General features: G+C 74.7%; 14 protein-coding genes. 9 read left to right on the forward strand and 5 right to left on the reverse strand.

Going from position 1 to position 14,755, the window contains the following annotated elements; translation table 11 throughout:
* The first annotated feature begins 8 nt into the window (after positions 1–8).
* From GXP71_RS17050 to GXP71_RS20450, 3 genes are all read left to right on the forward strand, one after another.
* The gene (locus GXP71_RS17050) at positions 9–569 is read left to right on the forward strand and encodes a DUF664 domain-containing protein (protein ID WP_162353629.1); all 561 of its coding nucleotides are present in this window, start codon (positions 9–11) and stop codon (positions 567–569) included.
* Between the two features lie 82 nt (positions 570–651).
* Entirely contained in the window at positions 652–1,191 is a 540-nt protein-coding gene (locus GXP71_RS17055; protein ID WP_162353630.1) for a DinB family protein, read from the forward strand.
* Positions 1,192–1,248: 57 nt separating this feature from the next.
* Entirely contained in the window at positions 1,249–2,115 is an 867-nt protein-coding gene (locus GXP71_RS20450) for a GNAT family N-acetyltransferase (RefSeq protein WP_238402472.1), read from the forward strand.
* A 303-nt stretch (positions 2,116–2,418) separates the two neighbouring features.
* Here GXP71_RS20450 and GXP71_RS17065 read toward each other — a convergent pair whose 3' ends face one another.
* The gene (locus GXP71_RS17065) at positions 2,419–4,269 is read right to left on the reverse strand and encodes a phosphoenolpyruvate carboxykinase (GTP) (protein ID WP_162353631.1); all 1,851 of its coding nucleotides are present in this window, start codon (positions 4,267–4,269) and stop codon (positions 2,419–2,421) included.
* 123 nt (positions 4,270–4,392) lie between these two features.
* On the opposite strand from GXP71_RS17065, the gene GXP71_RS17070 reads away from it, so the two are divergent.
* Positions 4,393–5,853: an XRE family transcriptional regulator gene (locus GXP71_RS17070; protein ID WP_162353632.1), complete on the forward strand. Its 1,461-nt coding sequence runs from the start codon at positions 4,393–4,395 to the stop codon at positions 5,851–5,853.
* Between the two features lie 42 nt (positions 5,854–5,895).
* On the opposite strand, the gene GXP71_RS17075 is transcribed toward GXP71_RS17070, so the two are convergent.
* Positions 5,896–7,146, reverse strand: a complete 1,251-nt coding sequence (locus GXP71_RS17075) for an LCP family protein (protein ID WP_238402473.1) — start codon at positions 7,144–7,146, stop codon at positions 5,896–5,898.
* A gap of 134 nt (positions 7,147–7,280) precedes the next feature.
* Positions 7,281–8,198, reverse strand: a complete 918-nt coding sequence (locus tag GXP71_RS17080) for a cation diffusion facilitator family transporter (RefSeq protein WP_162353633.1) — start codon at positions 8,196–8,198, stop codon at positions 7,281–7,283.
* A 157-nt stretch (positions 8,199–8,355) separates the two neighbouring features.
* Here GXP71_RS17080 and GXP71_RS17085 point away from each other — a divergent pair, with 157 nt between their 5' ends.
* Complete coding sequence (locus tag GXP71_RS17085; protein ID WP_124344002.1) at positions 8,356–8,643, forward strand: DUF4287 domain-containing protein; 288 nt, start codon at positions 8,356–8,358, stop codon at positions 8,641–8,643.
* A gap of 222 nt (positions 8,644–8,865) precedes the next feature.
* Here the strand turns inward: GXP71_RS17085 and GXP71_RS17090 are convergent, their stop codons facing one another.
* Entirely contained in the window at positions 8,866–10,431 is a 1,566-nt protein-coding gene (locus GXP71_RS17090) for a M20/M25/M40 family metallo-hydrolase (protein ID WP_162353634.1), read from the reverse strand.
* 159 nt (positions 10,432–10,590) lie between these two features.
* Between GXP71_RS17090 and GXP71_RS17095 the strand changes: the two genes are divergently transcribed.
* Positions 10,591–11,223, forward strand: a complete 633-nt coding sequence (locus GXP71_RS17095; protein WP_162353635.1) for a trimeric intracellular cation channel family protein — start codon at positions 10,591–10,593, stop codon at positions 11,221–11,223.
* A 9-nt stretch (positions 11,224–11,232) separates the two neighbouring features.
* On the forward strand, positions 11,233–12,474 hold the full coding sequence (locus GXP71_RS17100; protein ID WP_202924277.1) for an amidohydrolase: 1,242 nt from the start codon (positions 11,233–11,235) through the stop codon (positions 12,472–12,474).
* Positions 12,475–12,490: 16 nt separating this feature from the next.
* On the opposite strand, the gene GXP71_RS17105 is transcribed toward GXP71_RS17100, so the two are convergent.
* Entirely contained in the window at positions 12,491–12,970 is a 480-nt protein-coding gene (locus GXP71_RS17105) for a MerR family transcriptional regulator (RefSeq protein WP_370520949.1), read from the reverse strand.
* Between GXP71_RS17105 and GXP71_RS17110 the strand changes: the two genes are divergently transcribed.
* Positions 12,969–14,249: an MFS transporter gene (locus GXP71_RS17110; protein WP_238402474.1), complete on the forward strand. Its 1,281-nt coding sequence runs from the start codon at positions 12,969–12,971 to the stop codon at positions 14,247–14,249. The genes GXP71_RS17105 and GXP71_RS17110 overlap by 2 nt on opposite strands.
* A gap of 41 nt (positions 14,250–14,290) precedes the next feature.
* Complete coding sequence (locus GXP71_RS17115) at positions 14,291–14,737, forward strand: YciI family protein (RefSeq protein ID WP_162353637.1); 447 nt, start codon at positions 14,291–14,293, stop codon at positions 14,735–14,737.
* Positions 14,738–14,755: the final 18 nt, after the last annotated feature.

Below are 14,755 nucleotides of genomic sequence, written 5' to 3' on the forward strand. Positions count from 1 at the left end.
TCGCCGCCATGACCCAGAACACGCTCGACACCCGGATCACCGAACCCTCCGCGACTGCCGACGAGACCGAGATGCTGCTCTTCTCCCTCGAGCGCGCCCGCGCCCAGTTCGCCTGGAAGGTCGGCGGCCTCGACGCCGACGCCCTGCGCCGCCCCTTCCCGCCGTCCGCCATGACCCTCGGTGGCCTCGTCAAGCACCTCGCGCTCGTCGAGGAGATGAAGATGGCCGAGTTCGTCGACGGCGAGCACCTCACCGAACCGTGGCGGCAGGAGAACTTCCAGGCCGACCCCGAGTGGGACTGGCACTCCGCCGCGTCCGACACCCCGGAGGAGCTCTACGCGCTCTGGCAGCGGGCCGTCGCACGCTCGCAAGCCGGGTGGGCCGCGGCCCTGGCGCGCGGCGGGCTCGACCAGCCGTCGCTGTTCACGACCGACTCCGGCTGGTCGCCGAACCTGCGGCGCGTCCTCGTCGACCTGATCGACGAGTACTGCCGCCACACCGGCCACGCCGACCTGTTCCGCGAGGCCGTCGACGGGCTCGTCGGGGAGGACCCGCCGCAGGCGTCGTAGCCGTCGTGGCCCGTCGTCGCAGCCGCAGCCGCGATGCGGTCGGCCCGCCCGCGGCGTCCGGGGAGTCCGCCAGGATGGGCGCATGAGCGTCATCGACGAGCAGGGCCGCCCGGAGCCGCCGGTCGCGGCCGACGAGGTCTCCACCCTGCTGGGGTTCCTCGACTTCCACCGCGCGACGCTGCGCTGGAAGACCGCCGACCTCGACACCGCCGGCCTGACCGCCCGGCTCGCCCCGACCGACATGACGCTCGGCGGGCTGCTCAAGCACGTCGCGTGGGTCGAGGACGAGTGGTTCGGCGCGCGGCTGCACGACGAGCCCACCGACGAGCCGTGGGAGGTCGCCGACTGGGACGCCGACCGCGACTGGGAGTGGACGTCGGCCGGCGCCGACTCCCCGCAGGAGCTGCGCGCGCTCTGGGAGGGCGCCGTCGAGCGGTCGCGCGTGCGCACCGAGCGGGCGCTCGCCGACGGCGGGCTCGACACGCTCGCCCGACGACCGTCGTCCGACGGCACCACGCCGTCGCTGCGCTGGATCCTCGTCCACATGATCGAGGAGTACGCGCGGCACAACGGCCACGCCGACCTGCTGCGCCAGTCCGTCGACGGGCTCGTGGGGGAGTAGGGCCCGCACCCGCGTGGCGTCGTGCCTCACGGGTCCTCGAACCGGGATGATTCCGCCGTGCCGCTGCTCGCCGCGCCCTACGTCCTGTCCGGTCGCTGGGGCGTGCGCGCCCAGCCGACGCTCGTCGCCGACGGCCTCCTGCTGCGGCCCTGGGCGCCTGGCGACGTCGCGACCGTCCGCACCGCCTACGAGGACCCCGCGATCCGCTGGTGGCACGCGCGGTCCATGTCGGACGACGACGAGGCGCTGGCCTGGATCGACGCCAAGAACGCGGCGTGGCGCGACGAGCGCGCCGCCGAGTGGGCGGTCGTCGTCGCCCCGTCGCCTGCCGCAGCGTCCGACGAGCCGCCGGCACCGGCGCGCGTCCCGGAGCCCGCACCCGCACCCGCGCCCGTCCCGTCAGCCGCACCGGCGCTCGCGCTCGCGGGAGTCGGCGCGCACGTCCGGCCGTCGTCGGTTGCCGCCGACGCGTCGGCCGAGGCGCCCGTCGCGCTCGATCCGGGACCCGTGCCCCGCACCGCGCCGACGTCGGGACCCGTGCCGCGCGCCGTGCCTCCCCGCCACCTCGCGGCGCCGCCCCTGCGCAGGCTCGACGCACCCCCGGCCGGCACGGTGGTGGGTCGGGTCGCACTGAACCACCTCAACCTCTACGAAGGCTTCGGCACGCTCGCGTACTGGGTGGTGCCGTCCGCGCGCGGTCACCGCGTCGCCGTCCGCGCGGGTGCCGAGGCCCTGCGCTGGGCGTTCGAGGAGCTCGGCCTGCACCGCGTCGAGGTCGAGCACTCGACGCGCAACGACGCGTCGTGCCGGGTCGCGGAGCTGCTGGGCTGTCGGGCGGAGGGCGTCCGACGCGGCCACGCGCTGCACGCCGACGGCCACCACGACATGCACCTGCACGCCCGCCTCCGCACCGACCACCCCTGACCGACTCCCCGGTCCGACCGCCCCCGGTCCGGCCACCGCACTCCGGCCGCCCCGTTCCGACCGCCGCAGTCCGAGCGCCCTGACCGATCGCCGATGACCGGCCACCCTGAGCGGCCGTCGAGGACCGGGCCACGTGGCGCGCCGCCCGGTCCCGGCCACCCTGCGCCACGCCCGCCCCCAGGCCGCCGCTCGCCCGCGCCGCCGAGCACAACAGCGCGGCGGGTGCGATCCCCGTAGCGCGCGTGATGTCGTGCTCGGCGAGAGCGAGGGCCAGGGGCGGCGATCCTCGGGCGGTGAGCGGGGTCAGGAGGACGTCAGGCGGGTGCGGAGGGCCGCGAGCTGGGCGTGGATGGCCTCGGGGACGCGGCCGCCGAAGCCGGCGAGGAAGTCCTCCGTGAGGTCCGCCTCGACCGACCACGTCGCGGGGTCGACGTCGAGCAGCGCCGCCAGGTCGTCGTCGGGCAGGTCGAGGCCGGTCAGGTCGAGCGCGCCCGCCGCGGGCAGCAGTCCGACGGGGCTGGGCACGGCGCCGACGTCGGTCCGCACCCCGCGCGCGCGGTCCACCTGGGCCACGATCCACGCGAGCACGCGGATGTTCTCCCCGAACCCGGGCCACAGGTAGCGGCCCGACGCGTCCTTCCGGAACCAGTTGACCTGGAACATGAGGGGGCGGGTCGCCGGGTCGAGCGAGGCCCCGACGCGCAGCCAGTGCGCCCAGTGGTCGGCCATGTCGTACCCGCAGAACGGCAGCATCGCGAACGGGTCGCGGCGCAGCTCGCCGACCGTCCCCTCGGCGGCGGCGGTCTGCTCGGAGGAGATCGTCGCGCCGAGGAAGACGCCGTGCTCCCAGTCGTGCGCCTGCACGACGAGCGGCACGTTGGTGGCGCGGCGGCCGCCGAACACGATCGCGTCGAGCGGGACGCCGTCGGGGTCCTCCCACGTGTCGGCGATCGTCGGGCACTGCGCCGCGGCGACGGTGAACCGTGAGTTGGGGTGCGCGGCGGGTCGGCCGGAGTCGGGCGTCCACGGCTGACCCGTCCAGTCGACCAGCCCCGCGGGCGGCTCGGGCGTCAGGCCCTCCCACCACACGTCGCCGTCGGGCGTGAGCGCGACGTTGGTGAAGATCGTGTCCCGGTCGAGCGTCGCGATCGCGGCCGGGTTGGTCGCGACCGACGTGCCGGGTGCGACGCCGAAGAACCCGGCCTCGGGGTTGATCGCCCGCAGCGTCCCGTCGGGCCCGGGGCGCAGCCACGCGATGTCGTCGCCGAGCGTCTCGACGCGCCAGCCGGGCAGCGTGGGCGTGAGCATCGCGAGGTTCGTCTTGCCGCACGCCGACGGGAACGCGGCGGCCACGTGGTACCGGCGGCCCTGCGGCGAGGTGACGCGGACGAGCAGCATGTGCTCGGCGAGCCAGCCCTCGTCGCGGCCCATGACGGACGCGATGCGCAGCGCGAAGCACTTCTTGCCGAGCAGCGCGTTGCCGCCGTACCCGGAGCCGTACGACCAGATCTCGCGGGTCTCGGGGAAGTGGGCGATGTACTTGGTGTCGTCGCAGGGCCACGGCACGTCCGGGCGCTCGGTCCCGTCGGCGGTCCGCAGCGGCATCCCGACCGAGTGCACCGCGGGGACGAACGGCGCCCCGCCGTCGATGAGGTCGACGACCGCCCGGCTCACGCGCGTCATGGTGCCCATGCCGACGACGACGTACGGCGAGTCCGTGAGCTGCACCCCGACCTGCGAGATCGGGCCGCCGACGGGACCCATCGAGAACGGGACGACGTACATCGTCCGGCCGCGCATCGACCCGGCGAAGACCCCCGCGAGCTCGGCGCGCATCGCGTCGGGGTCGCGCCAGTTGTTCGTCGGGCCGGCGTCGGCCTCCGAGCGCGAGCAGATGAACGTGCGCGACTCGACGCGGGCCACGTCGGACGGGTCCGACCGCGCGAGGTAGCTGCCGGGCCGCAGGACCGGGTCGAGCGGCAGGAGCGTCCCGGTCTCGACCATGCCCGCGATCAGGGCGTCGCGCTCCGCGTCGGACCCGTCGCACCAGACGACCGCGTCGGGCTCGGTGAGGTCGGCGACGTCGGCGACCCACGCGCGCAGGTCGCGCACGGGCGCGTCGGTGCGGGCGGGCGGCAGCGTGGTCACGGTCATCAGGTGCTCCAGACGGGGGCGAGGGTCGAAGGAACGTCTCCCTTCGATCCTCACGTCAACCACCGCGGGTCTGCCGACCGCAGCGGCCGTCAAGTATCGACGTTCTTGACATATCGTGAAGGGATGAGCAACGTCCCCGCCGCGGACGCCCTGACGCTCGGACGCCGCCTGCGGCACGCCCGGACCGCGCGCGGGCTGACGCTCGACCAGCTCGGCAAGGCCGTCGGCGTGACCCCGAGCCTGCTGTCGCTGGTCGAGAACGGCCGCCGCGAGCCCCGCCTCGCACTCCTGCGCGACCTCGCCGACGCGCTCGGCGTGACCGTCCCCGACCTGCTGGACGACGAGCCGCCCACGCGGCGCGCCGCCCTGGAGATCGCCCTCGACCGCGCCCAGCAGACCCCCGAGTTCGCCCAGCTCGGCCTGCCGACGGTCCGCCCCAACCGCAGCCTGCCGAACCCCGTCCTCGAGCAGCTCGTCGGCCTGCACACCGAGCTCACCCGCCGCGCGACCGAGGCCGTCGCGACCCCCGAGGAGGCCCGCCGCGTCAACACGCAGCTCCGCCTCGAGCGGCAGGCCCGCGACAACTACCTGCCCGACCTGGAGGCGCTCGCGGAGGACATGGCCCGCCGCGCCGGGTACACGTCGGGCGCCCTCACGCACCGCACGGTGTCCCGCATGGCCGAGCAGCTCGGCCTGACCATCCGGCACGTCGACGACCTGCCCCACTCGACCCGCACCGTCACCGACCTCGCGAACGGCCGCATCTACCTGCCGCCCGCGTCGACCCCCGGCGGGCACGGCCTGCGCTCGCTCGCGCTCCAGGCGATCGCGCACCGCGTCCTCGGCCACGAGCGCCCCACGTCGTACGAGGCATTCCTGCGCCAACGCCTCGAGATCACCTACTTCGCGTCGTGCTGCCTCATGCCGCAGTCGGCGGCCGTCGGCTTCCTCGAGGAGCGCAAGCGCGCCAAGGACCTCGCGATCGAGGACTTCCGCGACGCGTTCGGCGTGACGCACGAGGCCGCCGCGCAGCGGTTCACGAGCCTCGCGACGCACCACCTCGGCATCCGCCTGCACTTCCTGCGCGTCGCCGAGGACGGCGCGATCTTCCGTGCCTACGCCAACGACGGCCTCGTCCTGCCGACCGACGTGACCGGCGCGATCGAGGGCCAGATGGTGTGCCGCCGCTGGGGTGTGCGCCGCGCGCTCGCCCGCCGCGACCAGGCCACCGAGTCGTACCAGCTCACCGACACCCCGGCCGGCACGTTCTGGTGCTCGACGCAGACCGGCTGGGCGACCACCGGCAAGGTCGCGCTCGCCGTCGGCGTCCCCTTCGCGTCGGCGACGTGGTTCCGCGGCCGCGACACGACCGTCCGGCACCGCTCGACCTGCCCCGACGAGGCGTGCTGCCGCCGCCCGCCCGCCGACGCCACCGCCCGCTGGGCGGACGCCTCGTGGCCCAGCGCGCGCATCCACCAGCAGGTGTTCTCGGCGCTCCCGACAGGCGCCTTTCCGGGCGTCGACGCGACCGAGGTCTACGCGTTCCTCGACCGCCACGCCCAGCAGGACCCGGACGCCGGCTGACGCGACCCGCCACCGCGTGACGCCCACCCTGGTGTTCTCCGGTCAGGTGCACACCGCCGTCGTGTCGTTCACGGTGAACGGCTCGCGGCCCGCCTTCTTCGTCTCGACCGGGGCCGGGGTCTGCGGCGGTGCCGACGTCGCGGGAGGCGTGGCAGCACCCCCGGTGCCGCCGCCGTCGGTCGTGCCGGGCGGGGGAGCGGGGGCCGGCGTGAGGGGCGCGTCGGCGAGGACGTTCGCCCACAGGGTGTCGGCCTCCGCGGTCCAGTCGACCTTGTAGCGCTTCTCCGTGCTGTCGACGAAGGGCACGGTCAGGAACGTGATGTTCTCGGCGCGCACGGACCGCAGGCTGAACGCGAGCCCGATCATCGAGTCCTTGAGCGCCGGGTCGACGGTGAGGGACTGCGTGGCGGCGCCCAGGAAGTTGACGAGCTGCGGCACGTCGGTGAGCACGTTCTTCGCGAACACCTCGTCGACCATGGCCGCGACGAGCCGCTGCTGGTTGCCGATGCGGTTCGTGTCGGACCCGTCGCCCAGGCCCTTGCCCTTGCGGGCGCGCGCGAAGTTGAGCGCTGTCGGCCCGTCGAGGTGGTGCTCCCCGGCGGTGAGCGTGAGGTCGACGTAGTCCGCGTCGATGTCGGCCGGCACGCAGATCGACACCCCGCCGATCGCCTCGACCATGCCCTGGAAGCCGCTGAAGTCCACGATCACGGTGTGCTCGGCGAGGATCCCGGTGTTCTCGTAGACCGTCATGACGGTGCAGGCGACCGCCGACGCGATGTCCCCGCCGTGGTCCCACCCGAGCGCGAACGCGTCGTTGAAGTTGCCACGCCGGGGATCGATCGACCCGCCGCCCGTGAGGTTGCACGCGGGGATGTCGACGCGCGAGTCGCGGGGGATGGAGACGACGTCGACCCGCTGCCGGTCGGCGGACAGGTGCACGAGGAGCGTCGTGTCGGACCGCTGCCCCTCGACGAACCCGCCGATCTGGCCGTTCTCGCCGCTGCGGTCGTCCGAGCCGATCACGAGCAGGTTGACGGCCCGCCCGGCGTTCGGGTCGTCCGGGTCGGGCGGCTCGGTGTCCGTCGGGTGCGGGACGTCGATCAGGCCGCTCGTGTCGACCGTCTCGACGTTGGCCCGCAGACGCAGGTAGAGCGCCCCGGCGGTGGTCCCCGCGAAGGCCACGACGGCGACCGCGGTCACGGCCGTGACGCGCAGCCAGGGCCGGCCACGCAGGCGTCGGGCGTGCCGGGCGGCACGCGGTCGAGGGGCGGCGGTGTGGCGCGTCGTGGGCACGGTTCGACGGTAGGAAGCCGGGCGCCCGCGCGGACCCGGTCGCGCGACGGCCCGGTGGAGGACCTGTGCAGATCAGCGCACGGATCCGGCCGCGCGCCCGGTTCGTCCGGGACGGCGGAGCGCCGAACCGACCGTCAGGCGTGGCTGGGGTGCTCGTGCCGGCGGTGCGACGCGGTCTCGACCTGGAACGTCGAGTGCTCGACGGACAGGTCGAAGTGCCGGGCGACGCACTCCTGGAGCTCGTCGAGGATCCGGCCCGCGTGCCCGTCGGAGAAGCACCCGTCGTCGACGACGACGTGCGCGCTGATGACCGGCAGCCCGGTCGCGATGAGCGACGCGTGCAGGTCGTGCACCTCGCGCACGTGCTCGACGCGCAGCAGGTGCGCGCGCACCTCGTCGAGGTCGAGGCCCGGCGGCGTGGACTCCAGCAGCACGCGCGTCGCGTCGCGGAGCAGGCGCAGCGCGCGCGGCAGGATGAGCGCGCCGATGACGAGCGCGGCGACGGCGTCGGCCCGCAGCCAGCCCGTGGTCGCGATGACGACGGCCGCGATCACGACGGCGAGCGACCCGAGCGCGTCGTTGGCGACCTCGAGGAAGGCAGCGCGGAGGTTGAGGTTGGCGGACCGGCTCGACGCGAGCACCGCGAGGGCCGCGAGGTTGCCGGCCAAGCCGACCAGGCCGAACACGACGAGGGCCGTCGACGGGATCTCGGGCGGGTCCATGAGCCGCTGCACGGCCTCCACCAGGACGTACACGCCGACCACGAGCAGCACGGCCGACTGCGCGAGCGCCGCGAGCACCTCCGCCCGCCGGTAGCCCCACGTGCGCGTCGGCGACGGCGGTCGGAGCGACAGGTGCGCGGCGACGAGCGCGAGCGCGAGCCCGCCGGTGTCGGTCAGCACGTGCGCGGTGTCGACGAGCAGCGCGAGGCTGCCCGTGACGACCGCCCCGACGGCCTGCGCGAGCAGGATCGCCACCGAGATGCCGAACGCGACCGCCAGCCGTCCGCGGTGGTCCGCGATCCCGTGCGTGTGGTCGTGCCCGTGCCCCATGCCCCTCCGTCCGGTCGCCGACGGGTGTCCCGTCGAGACGTCGAGCCTTCCCCCTGTCGGTGGTCGCCGCAAGGATCGTCCACGAGCGGCGAGCGTGGCGCGGGCACCGACCTGCGGTGCGACCCGTCGGACCCACCCAGCGCCACCGGAGGATCCCATGTCGTTCCAGGCCTACCTCGACGCCGTCGAGGACAAGACCGGCCTCACGCCGCGCCAGCTGCTCGAGCAGGCGACGGCCCGCGGCTACGGCCCGGGGACCAAGGCGGGGGAGATCCTCGCGTGGCTCGCCGACGACTACGGGCTCGGCCGCGGGCACGGCATGGCGATGGTCCACGTCATCACGAAGGGCCCGTCGATCAGCCAGAAGCACGTCGGCACGTCGGGCACGCACCGCGACGACTCCGACACGCTGTGGCTCGACGGCAAGGCGACGCGCCCGTCCTGACGCGGCGCTCCGCGATCGCCGTCACGGTGCGGTGGTGCGGCCGTCACGTCGTGGCGCGCGCCGGAGTGACGTCACGTCGCCGCGACGGCCTCGGAGGTCGCGATCACCCCGCACGCCGGCGCGCGCGGGGTGATCGGCGCCGCGCACGCACCCCGTCGTGCCGCGCGGTCCGCACCCGCGCCGACCGGTCCCTCCTCCGACCGGCGCGGGTGCGTGCCCCTGTCAGGACGCCCGGTCCCACCCCTCCTGGTGGCCGTACGTCCCGACGCCGCTGCGACCCTTGCCGGGCCCGTGCCCGTGGCCGGGTCGCGGCTTGGTCGGGCTCTCCACGCCGTTCACGGCGGACGTGTCGAGCGCGAGGCTGTACGTCGCGTAGGCGATGGCACCCGTCATGATCCGCAGCGCCTCGCGGTTCACGTTCGAGAGGTCGTCGCCCGGCGAGTGGTAGTTCGGGTCCATCGTGATCCCGGCGGTGCCGCCGAACAGCGCGACCTCCTCCTCGGTCTTCACGTCGTCGGCGCCGGTGAACAGGCCCGAGGCGGGGATGCCGTTGAGGATGAACGCCTGGTAGTCGGACCGGCCCGAGAAGGGCGTGTCGACCCAGGGCTGGCCGATGGAGTCGAAGTAGTCGGTGAAGACGTCCTCGGTCTCGGGCGAGCCCGGCGGGACCGGCACGGGGGCCGGGTAGGTCGACTGGTCGGCGTCGTACACGCCGATCACGTAGTTCGGCGAGCCGACCATGTCGAAGTTCAGGTAGGTCGCGATCTTGTCGAGCTCGCCCGGCTGCGCCGCCAGGTCCTCGACGTACGCGGTCGACCCGATGAGCCCGAGCTCCTCGGCACCCCACCACGCGAACCGCACGGCGTTGGGGATCTTCTTGTCGTGGCCGAGCTGGACGGCGGTCTCGAGCAGCGTCGCCGAGCCCGTGCCGTTGTCGTTGATGCCCGGGCCGTCCTCGACGCCGTCGAGGTGCGCGCCGAGGAAGACGACGTTGTCCTGCCGGCCCGCCTTGGTCTGCGCGATGACGTTGAAGCTCTCGCGGGTCTCGGTGTGCGCGCGGGTCTCGAGCGTCACGGTGACGCCGGGGGTCGCGGCGATCGCCTGGCCGTCCTCGAGCGTGGCGCCGGCGGCGGGGATCGTCACGCCGCTGTCCTCGCCGAGCGTGCCGATGAGCAGCGTGTCCGGGAGGTTGTTGTAGACGACGACGCCGACCGCGCCGGCGGCCTGCGCGAGCTGCGCCTTGACCGAGAAGTTGCAGCCGCCGCGGCTGATCACGGCGATCTTGCCGGTCAGCGCGACGCCGGCCCACTGCTCCGCCGTGCAGCCGAACGTGTCGAGCGGCGAGGCGGTCGGCGCGGTGACGCCGCCGACGGGCGTGTTCACGGCGAACGTCATCTGGTCGACCGTGTACGTCGCGCCACCCGCGACGGTGAGGGTGGCGGCGTCGACGACCTCGAGGTCGAACGTGAACGGGTCCCGCGTGGTGGTGTAGCCGGCCTTGCGGAGCGTCTTCTCGACGTAGCGCGCGCTGGCCTCGTAGCCGGAGGTGAGTGCGGCGCGGTTGCCGTCGTTGCGGTCGGCGATGCGCTGGAGCTCCTGCAGGTGCCGGAAGACGGCGCGCTCGGTGACCTTCTTGGAGAACTTCTGGGCGGCGCTCGGCGGGTAGCCGTGGCCTCCGCCGTGACCGGGGCCGCCGAGGGTGTCGGCGGCGGCGGCGGGTGTCGCGACGGCCGCGCCGGCGAGGGCGAGGGCCGAGACGAGGACGGTGAGCTTGTGGCGTTGCTGCACAGCGGACCTCCGTCGTGGTGCGAACCGGACGGTGCATGCTAGCCGTGACACCAGTCACAAAGGAATAGGACGACCGTCCGATCCGTCGCGCAGGCGTGTCAGGTGCGTGCGCCCGCCCGTCTCCGGGCGGACCGCCTCCCCGGTCGGGAGACTGGCCGGATGGACACCGCGTCGCCCGTGTACCTGGTGCTCGACCTGACAGGCGTCTTCGCGTTCGCCCTCAACGGGGCCCTCACGGCCATCAAGCTCGTCCGCCTCGACATCGTCGGAGTCGTCACGCTCGGCATGATCACCGCGCTCGGCGGCGGGATGCTCCGCGACATCGTGCTCGACGCCCTGCCGCCCGCGACCTTCAGCGACTGGCGCTATCTCGCGGTCGCCGCGTCCGGCAGCCTGGTCGCGTTCGTGCTCGGACGCCGGCTGGACCGCTGGGCGACGCCGATCGTCGTCCTGGACGCCATCGGTCTCAGCCTGTTCGCGGTCAGCGGCGCGCTCAAGGGCCTCGACTTCGGGGTCGGTGCCGCGCAGGCGGTCATCCTGGGTGCGCTCACCGCGGTGGGCGGAGGCACGCTGCGCGACGTGCTGGTCCGCGAGATCCCCTCGGTGCTGAGCAGCGGTCTGTACGCGGTCCCGGCGCTGGCGGGCGCGCTCGTCGTCGTCGTCGCCACCGAGGCCGGGCTGGCCGAGCTGCCCGCCGCGCTCGCGGGTGCGGTGCTCTGCTTCGTCGTCCGCATGCTCGGGGTGCGCTACGACATCCACGTGCCGGGCCCGCCGGGCCAGCGCGGCGCATGATGGCGGGACATGGGCGACGACGAGGTGCTCGCGGGCCCGGACGGTGTCCGAGCGTGGCAGGAACCGCTCTACCGGGACCTGCACGCCCACCCGGAGCTCTCCCACCAGGAGCACCGGACGGCGACCGTCGTGGCGGAGCGGCTGCGCGCGACCGGGTGCGAGGTGCACGACGGGATCGGCGGCACGGGTGTCGTCGGCCTGCTGCGCAACGGCGACGGCCCGACGGTGCTGCTGCGCGCCGACATGGACGCCCTCCCCGTCCGGGAGGCGACCGGCCTGCCGTACGCCAGCACCGACACGTCCGCTGACGGCGAGCCGCTCATGCACGCCTGCGGGCACGACGTCCACGTCGCGTGCCTGCTGGGCGCGGTGGCGCTGCTGGCCGAGGGCGCGCCGACGTGGTCCGGGACGCTCGTCGCGGTGTTCCAGCCCGCGGAGGAGACGGCCGACGGGGCGCGCGGGATGCTCGACGACGGGCTCGCCGACCTGGTCGGGCACGTCGACGTCGCGATGGCCCAGCACGTGCTCCCGCTCCCCGCGGGCACCGTGGGGACGCGCTCGGGACCGACGCTCTCGGCCGCCGACAGCCTGCGGATCACGGTGCACGGCCGCGGCGCGCACGGGTCGATGCCGCAGGCCGCCGTGGACCCGGTCGTGCTCGCCGCGATGATCGTCGTCCGCCTGCAGACCGTCGTGGCCCGCGAGGTCGCGCCGGGCGACACGGCGGTCCTCACCGTGGGCAGCGTCCAGGCGGGCACCGCGAGCAACGTGATCCCCGACCACGCCGAGCTCCAGCTCAACGTCCGCACCTACGACGACGGGGTGCGCTCCCGCGTGCTCGCGGCCGTGGACCGGATCGTGCGCGCCGAGTGCGCGGCCTCGGGCTCGCCCCGGGAGCCCGAGATCGAGCTGTTCGACCGGTACCCGCTGACGGACAACGACGCCGCCGTCACCGCCCGCGTCGCCGCGGCCTTCGCGCAGCACTTCGGCGACGACGCGGGCGTCCTGCCGCAGCAGAGCGCGAGCGAGGACTTCGGCCACCTGCCCGTGGCGCTCGGTGCTCCGTCCACCTACTGGGGGATCGGCGGGACGGACGCCGACGCCTACCGCACGGCCGAGGAGGCCGGTCGGGTCGCGCAGGACGTCCCGGTCAACCACTCGGCGACCTTCGCGCCCGTGCTCCAGCCGACGCTCGACACCGGGACCCGCGCGCTCGTCGTCGCCGCGCTCGCCTGGCTCACGCCCGCCTGACCGCCGGCAGCCGCGGTCACGACGTGCGCGCGGCCTCCAGGACGTCGGCCGCGTGCGCCGTGCGGACCAGGAAGTCGTGGATGGTCCGGCGGCTCGCGGTGAGGCACGCGATGCGGTCGTCGAGGCCCTCGAGCTCCTCGGCCAGCATCTCCGCGACCGTCCGGGGGCACGACGCCGCGAGGTCCTCGTCCTGCGTCCGCTCGAGGTCGAGGACGACCTTGGCCAGCCGCGTCGGGAGGCCCGACCGCACCAGCCCGACCGCGCGCTCGACGTGGGCGACGTCGGCCTCGTCGTACTCGCGGTAGGTGTTGGCGGAGCGTGCGGGGGAGATGAGGCCCTGCTCCTCGTAGTAGCGCAGCAGGCGCGTCGAGACGCCCGTGCGGCGGGACAGCTCACCGATCTTCACGACGACCACCGCTCCCTCGACGCGGCCGACGTCCGGGTGCGTCGACCCCTTGACCTTCACACTGATGTCAAACTCTAGCGTCGCACTCATGGACATCACCGGGCGTCTTCCCTGGCACAGCCTCCTCGTCCTCGGCGGCGCGACCTTCGTCATGGTCACCGGCGAGATGCTCCCCACCGCCGTGCTCCCCGCGATGAGCGCCGACCTCGACGTCCCGCAGGCCCGCACCGGGCTGCTCGTGTCGGTGTGGGCGCTCACCGTCGTCGTCGCGACGTTCCCGCTGGTCCGGCTCACCGCACGGTACGACCGGCGGACCGTCGTCGCGGCCGCCCTGGTCGTGTTCGCCGCCAGCGCCGCGCTCACGGCGCTCGCCCCGACGTACGCCGTCGCGGTCGGCGCGCGCGTGGCCGGCGCCGCCGCGACCGGGCTGCTGTGGGCCGCCGTCAACACGCACACCGCCGACCTGGTCCACCCGTCCCACCTCGCGCGGGCGGTCGCGGTCGTCCTCGGCGGGGCGACGCTCGGGACCGTCCTCGGGACGCCGCTCGCGAGCGTCGTCGCGCAGGCGTGGGACTGGCGCCGGGCGTTGGTCGCGCTCGCGGTGCTCGCGGTGGTGGCCGCGGTGCTGGTGCGCGTCGTGGTGAGGCCGGTCGCCGGGCCCGCAGGCGGCGGCGCAGATCCCGCGACGGGTGCGAGCGCCGCGGTGGGTGCGAGCGCCGCGGTGGGTGCCGGCGCCGCGACGGGTGCGGCGGCACGGCCCTCGCTGCTGCCCGTCCTGGTCGTCGCCGGGCTCGTCGGGCTCGTGCTCGTCGGGCACTTCGCGGCGTTCACGTTCGTCACGCGGCTCGTCGAGCGGCCCGCCGCGGACCTGCCCGGCGGCGTCAGCGGGCTGCTGCTCCTGTTCGGCGTCGCGTCCGCGGTGGGCGTGGCCGTCGTCGGCAAGGTCGGGGACCGGCGGCCCGCGGCGACGCTGGTGGTGACGACGGTGCTGGTCGCGGGCTCGCTCGTCGCGCTGCTCGCCGTCGGCGTGCACCCGGTCGTCGCGCTCGCCGTCGTCGCCGCCTGGGGCCTGACGACCGGCGCCCTGCCGCCGCTCGCGCAGACCGCGATCCTGCGGGCCGCTGGGCCCGAGCACCGCGCCACCGCGGGCACCGTGATCCCGGTCGTCTTCAACCTCGGGATCGCGGTCGGCGCCGCGCTCGGCGCCGCCGTCGTCGACCGGTCGGGCCCGGCCGCGCTGCCCCTGCCCGCCGCGGCCGTCGTGCTCGTGGCCGCCGTGGCACTCGCCGCCACCGGCCGCGCACGACGCGTCGCGACGACGACGGCAGCCGATGTCGAGAACCGCGCACCGGCTCCGTTCCCCGGGTGAGAGTGCCAGTCTGGGCACGACGAGCACGAGGAGTGACGACAATGCCGCGCTACCTGATCGGTGTCGACTTCCAGCCCGGCGCCGACCCCACGCCGATGGAGGAGTGGGCGCCCGAGGAGATCGCCGCCCACCTCGACTACTACGCCGCGCTCAACCGCGAGCTCGAGGCGAACGGCGAGCTCGTCGCGACGACGATCCTCACCGGACCCGACCTCGCGAAGATCGTGCGCGTCGACGCGGCCGGTGCGCCCGTCGTGACCGACGGCCCGTTCCCCGAGTTCAAGGAGTGGCTCGCGGGGTACCAGATCGTCGACGTGGACACCGAGGAGCGGGCGGTCGAGATCGCCGCGCGGGTGTCGGCGGTCCCGGGGCGCGGCGGGGTGCCGACGGGCCAGCCCATCCACGTGCGGCGCGTCATGGACGACGGCGGCGCGTCGGACGTCGAGGGCATGCGCGAGTACCTGCGCACCGCGGACGGCGTCGCCTGACCACGCCGGACGCCACCG

It is taken from the genome of Cellulomonas sp. H30R-01 (genome assembly GCF_010119915.1).
Taxonomy (GTDB): domain Bacteria; phylum Actinomycetota; class Actinomycetes; order Actinomycetales; family Cellulomonadaceae; genus Cellulomonas; species Cellulomonas algicola.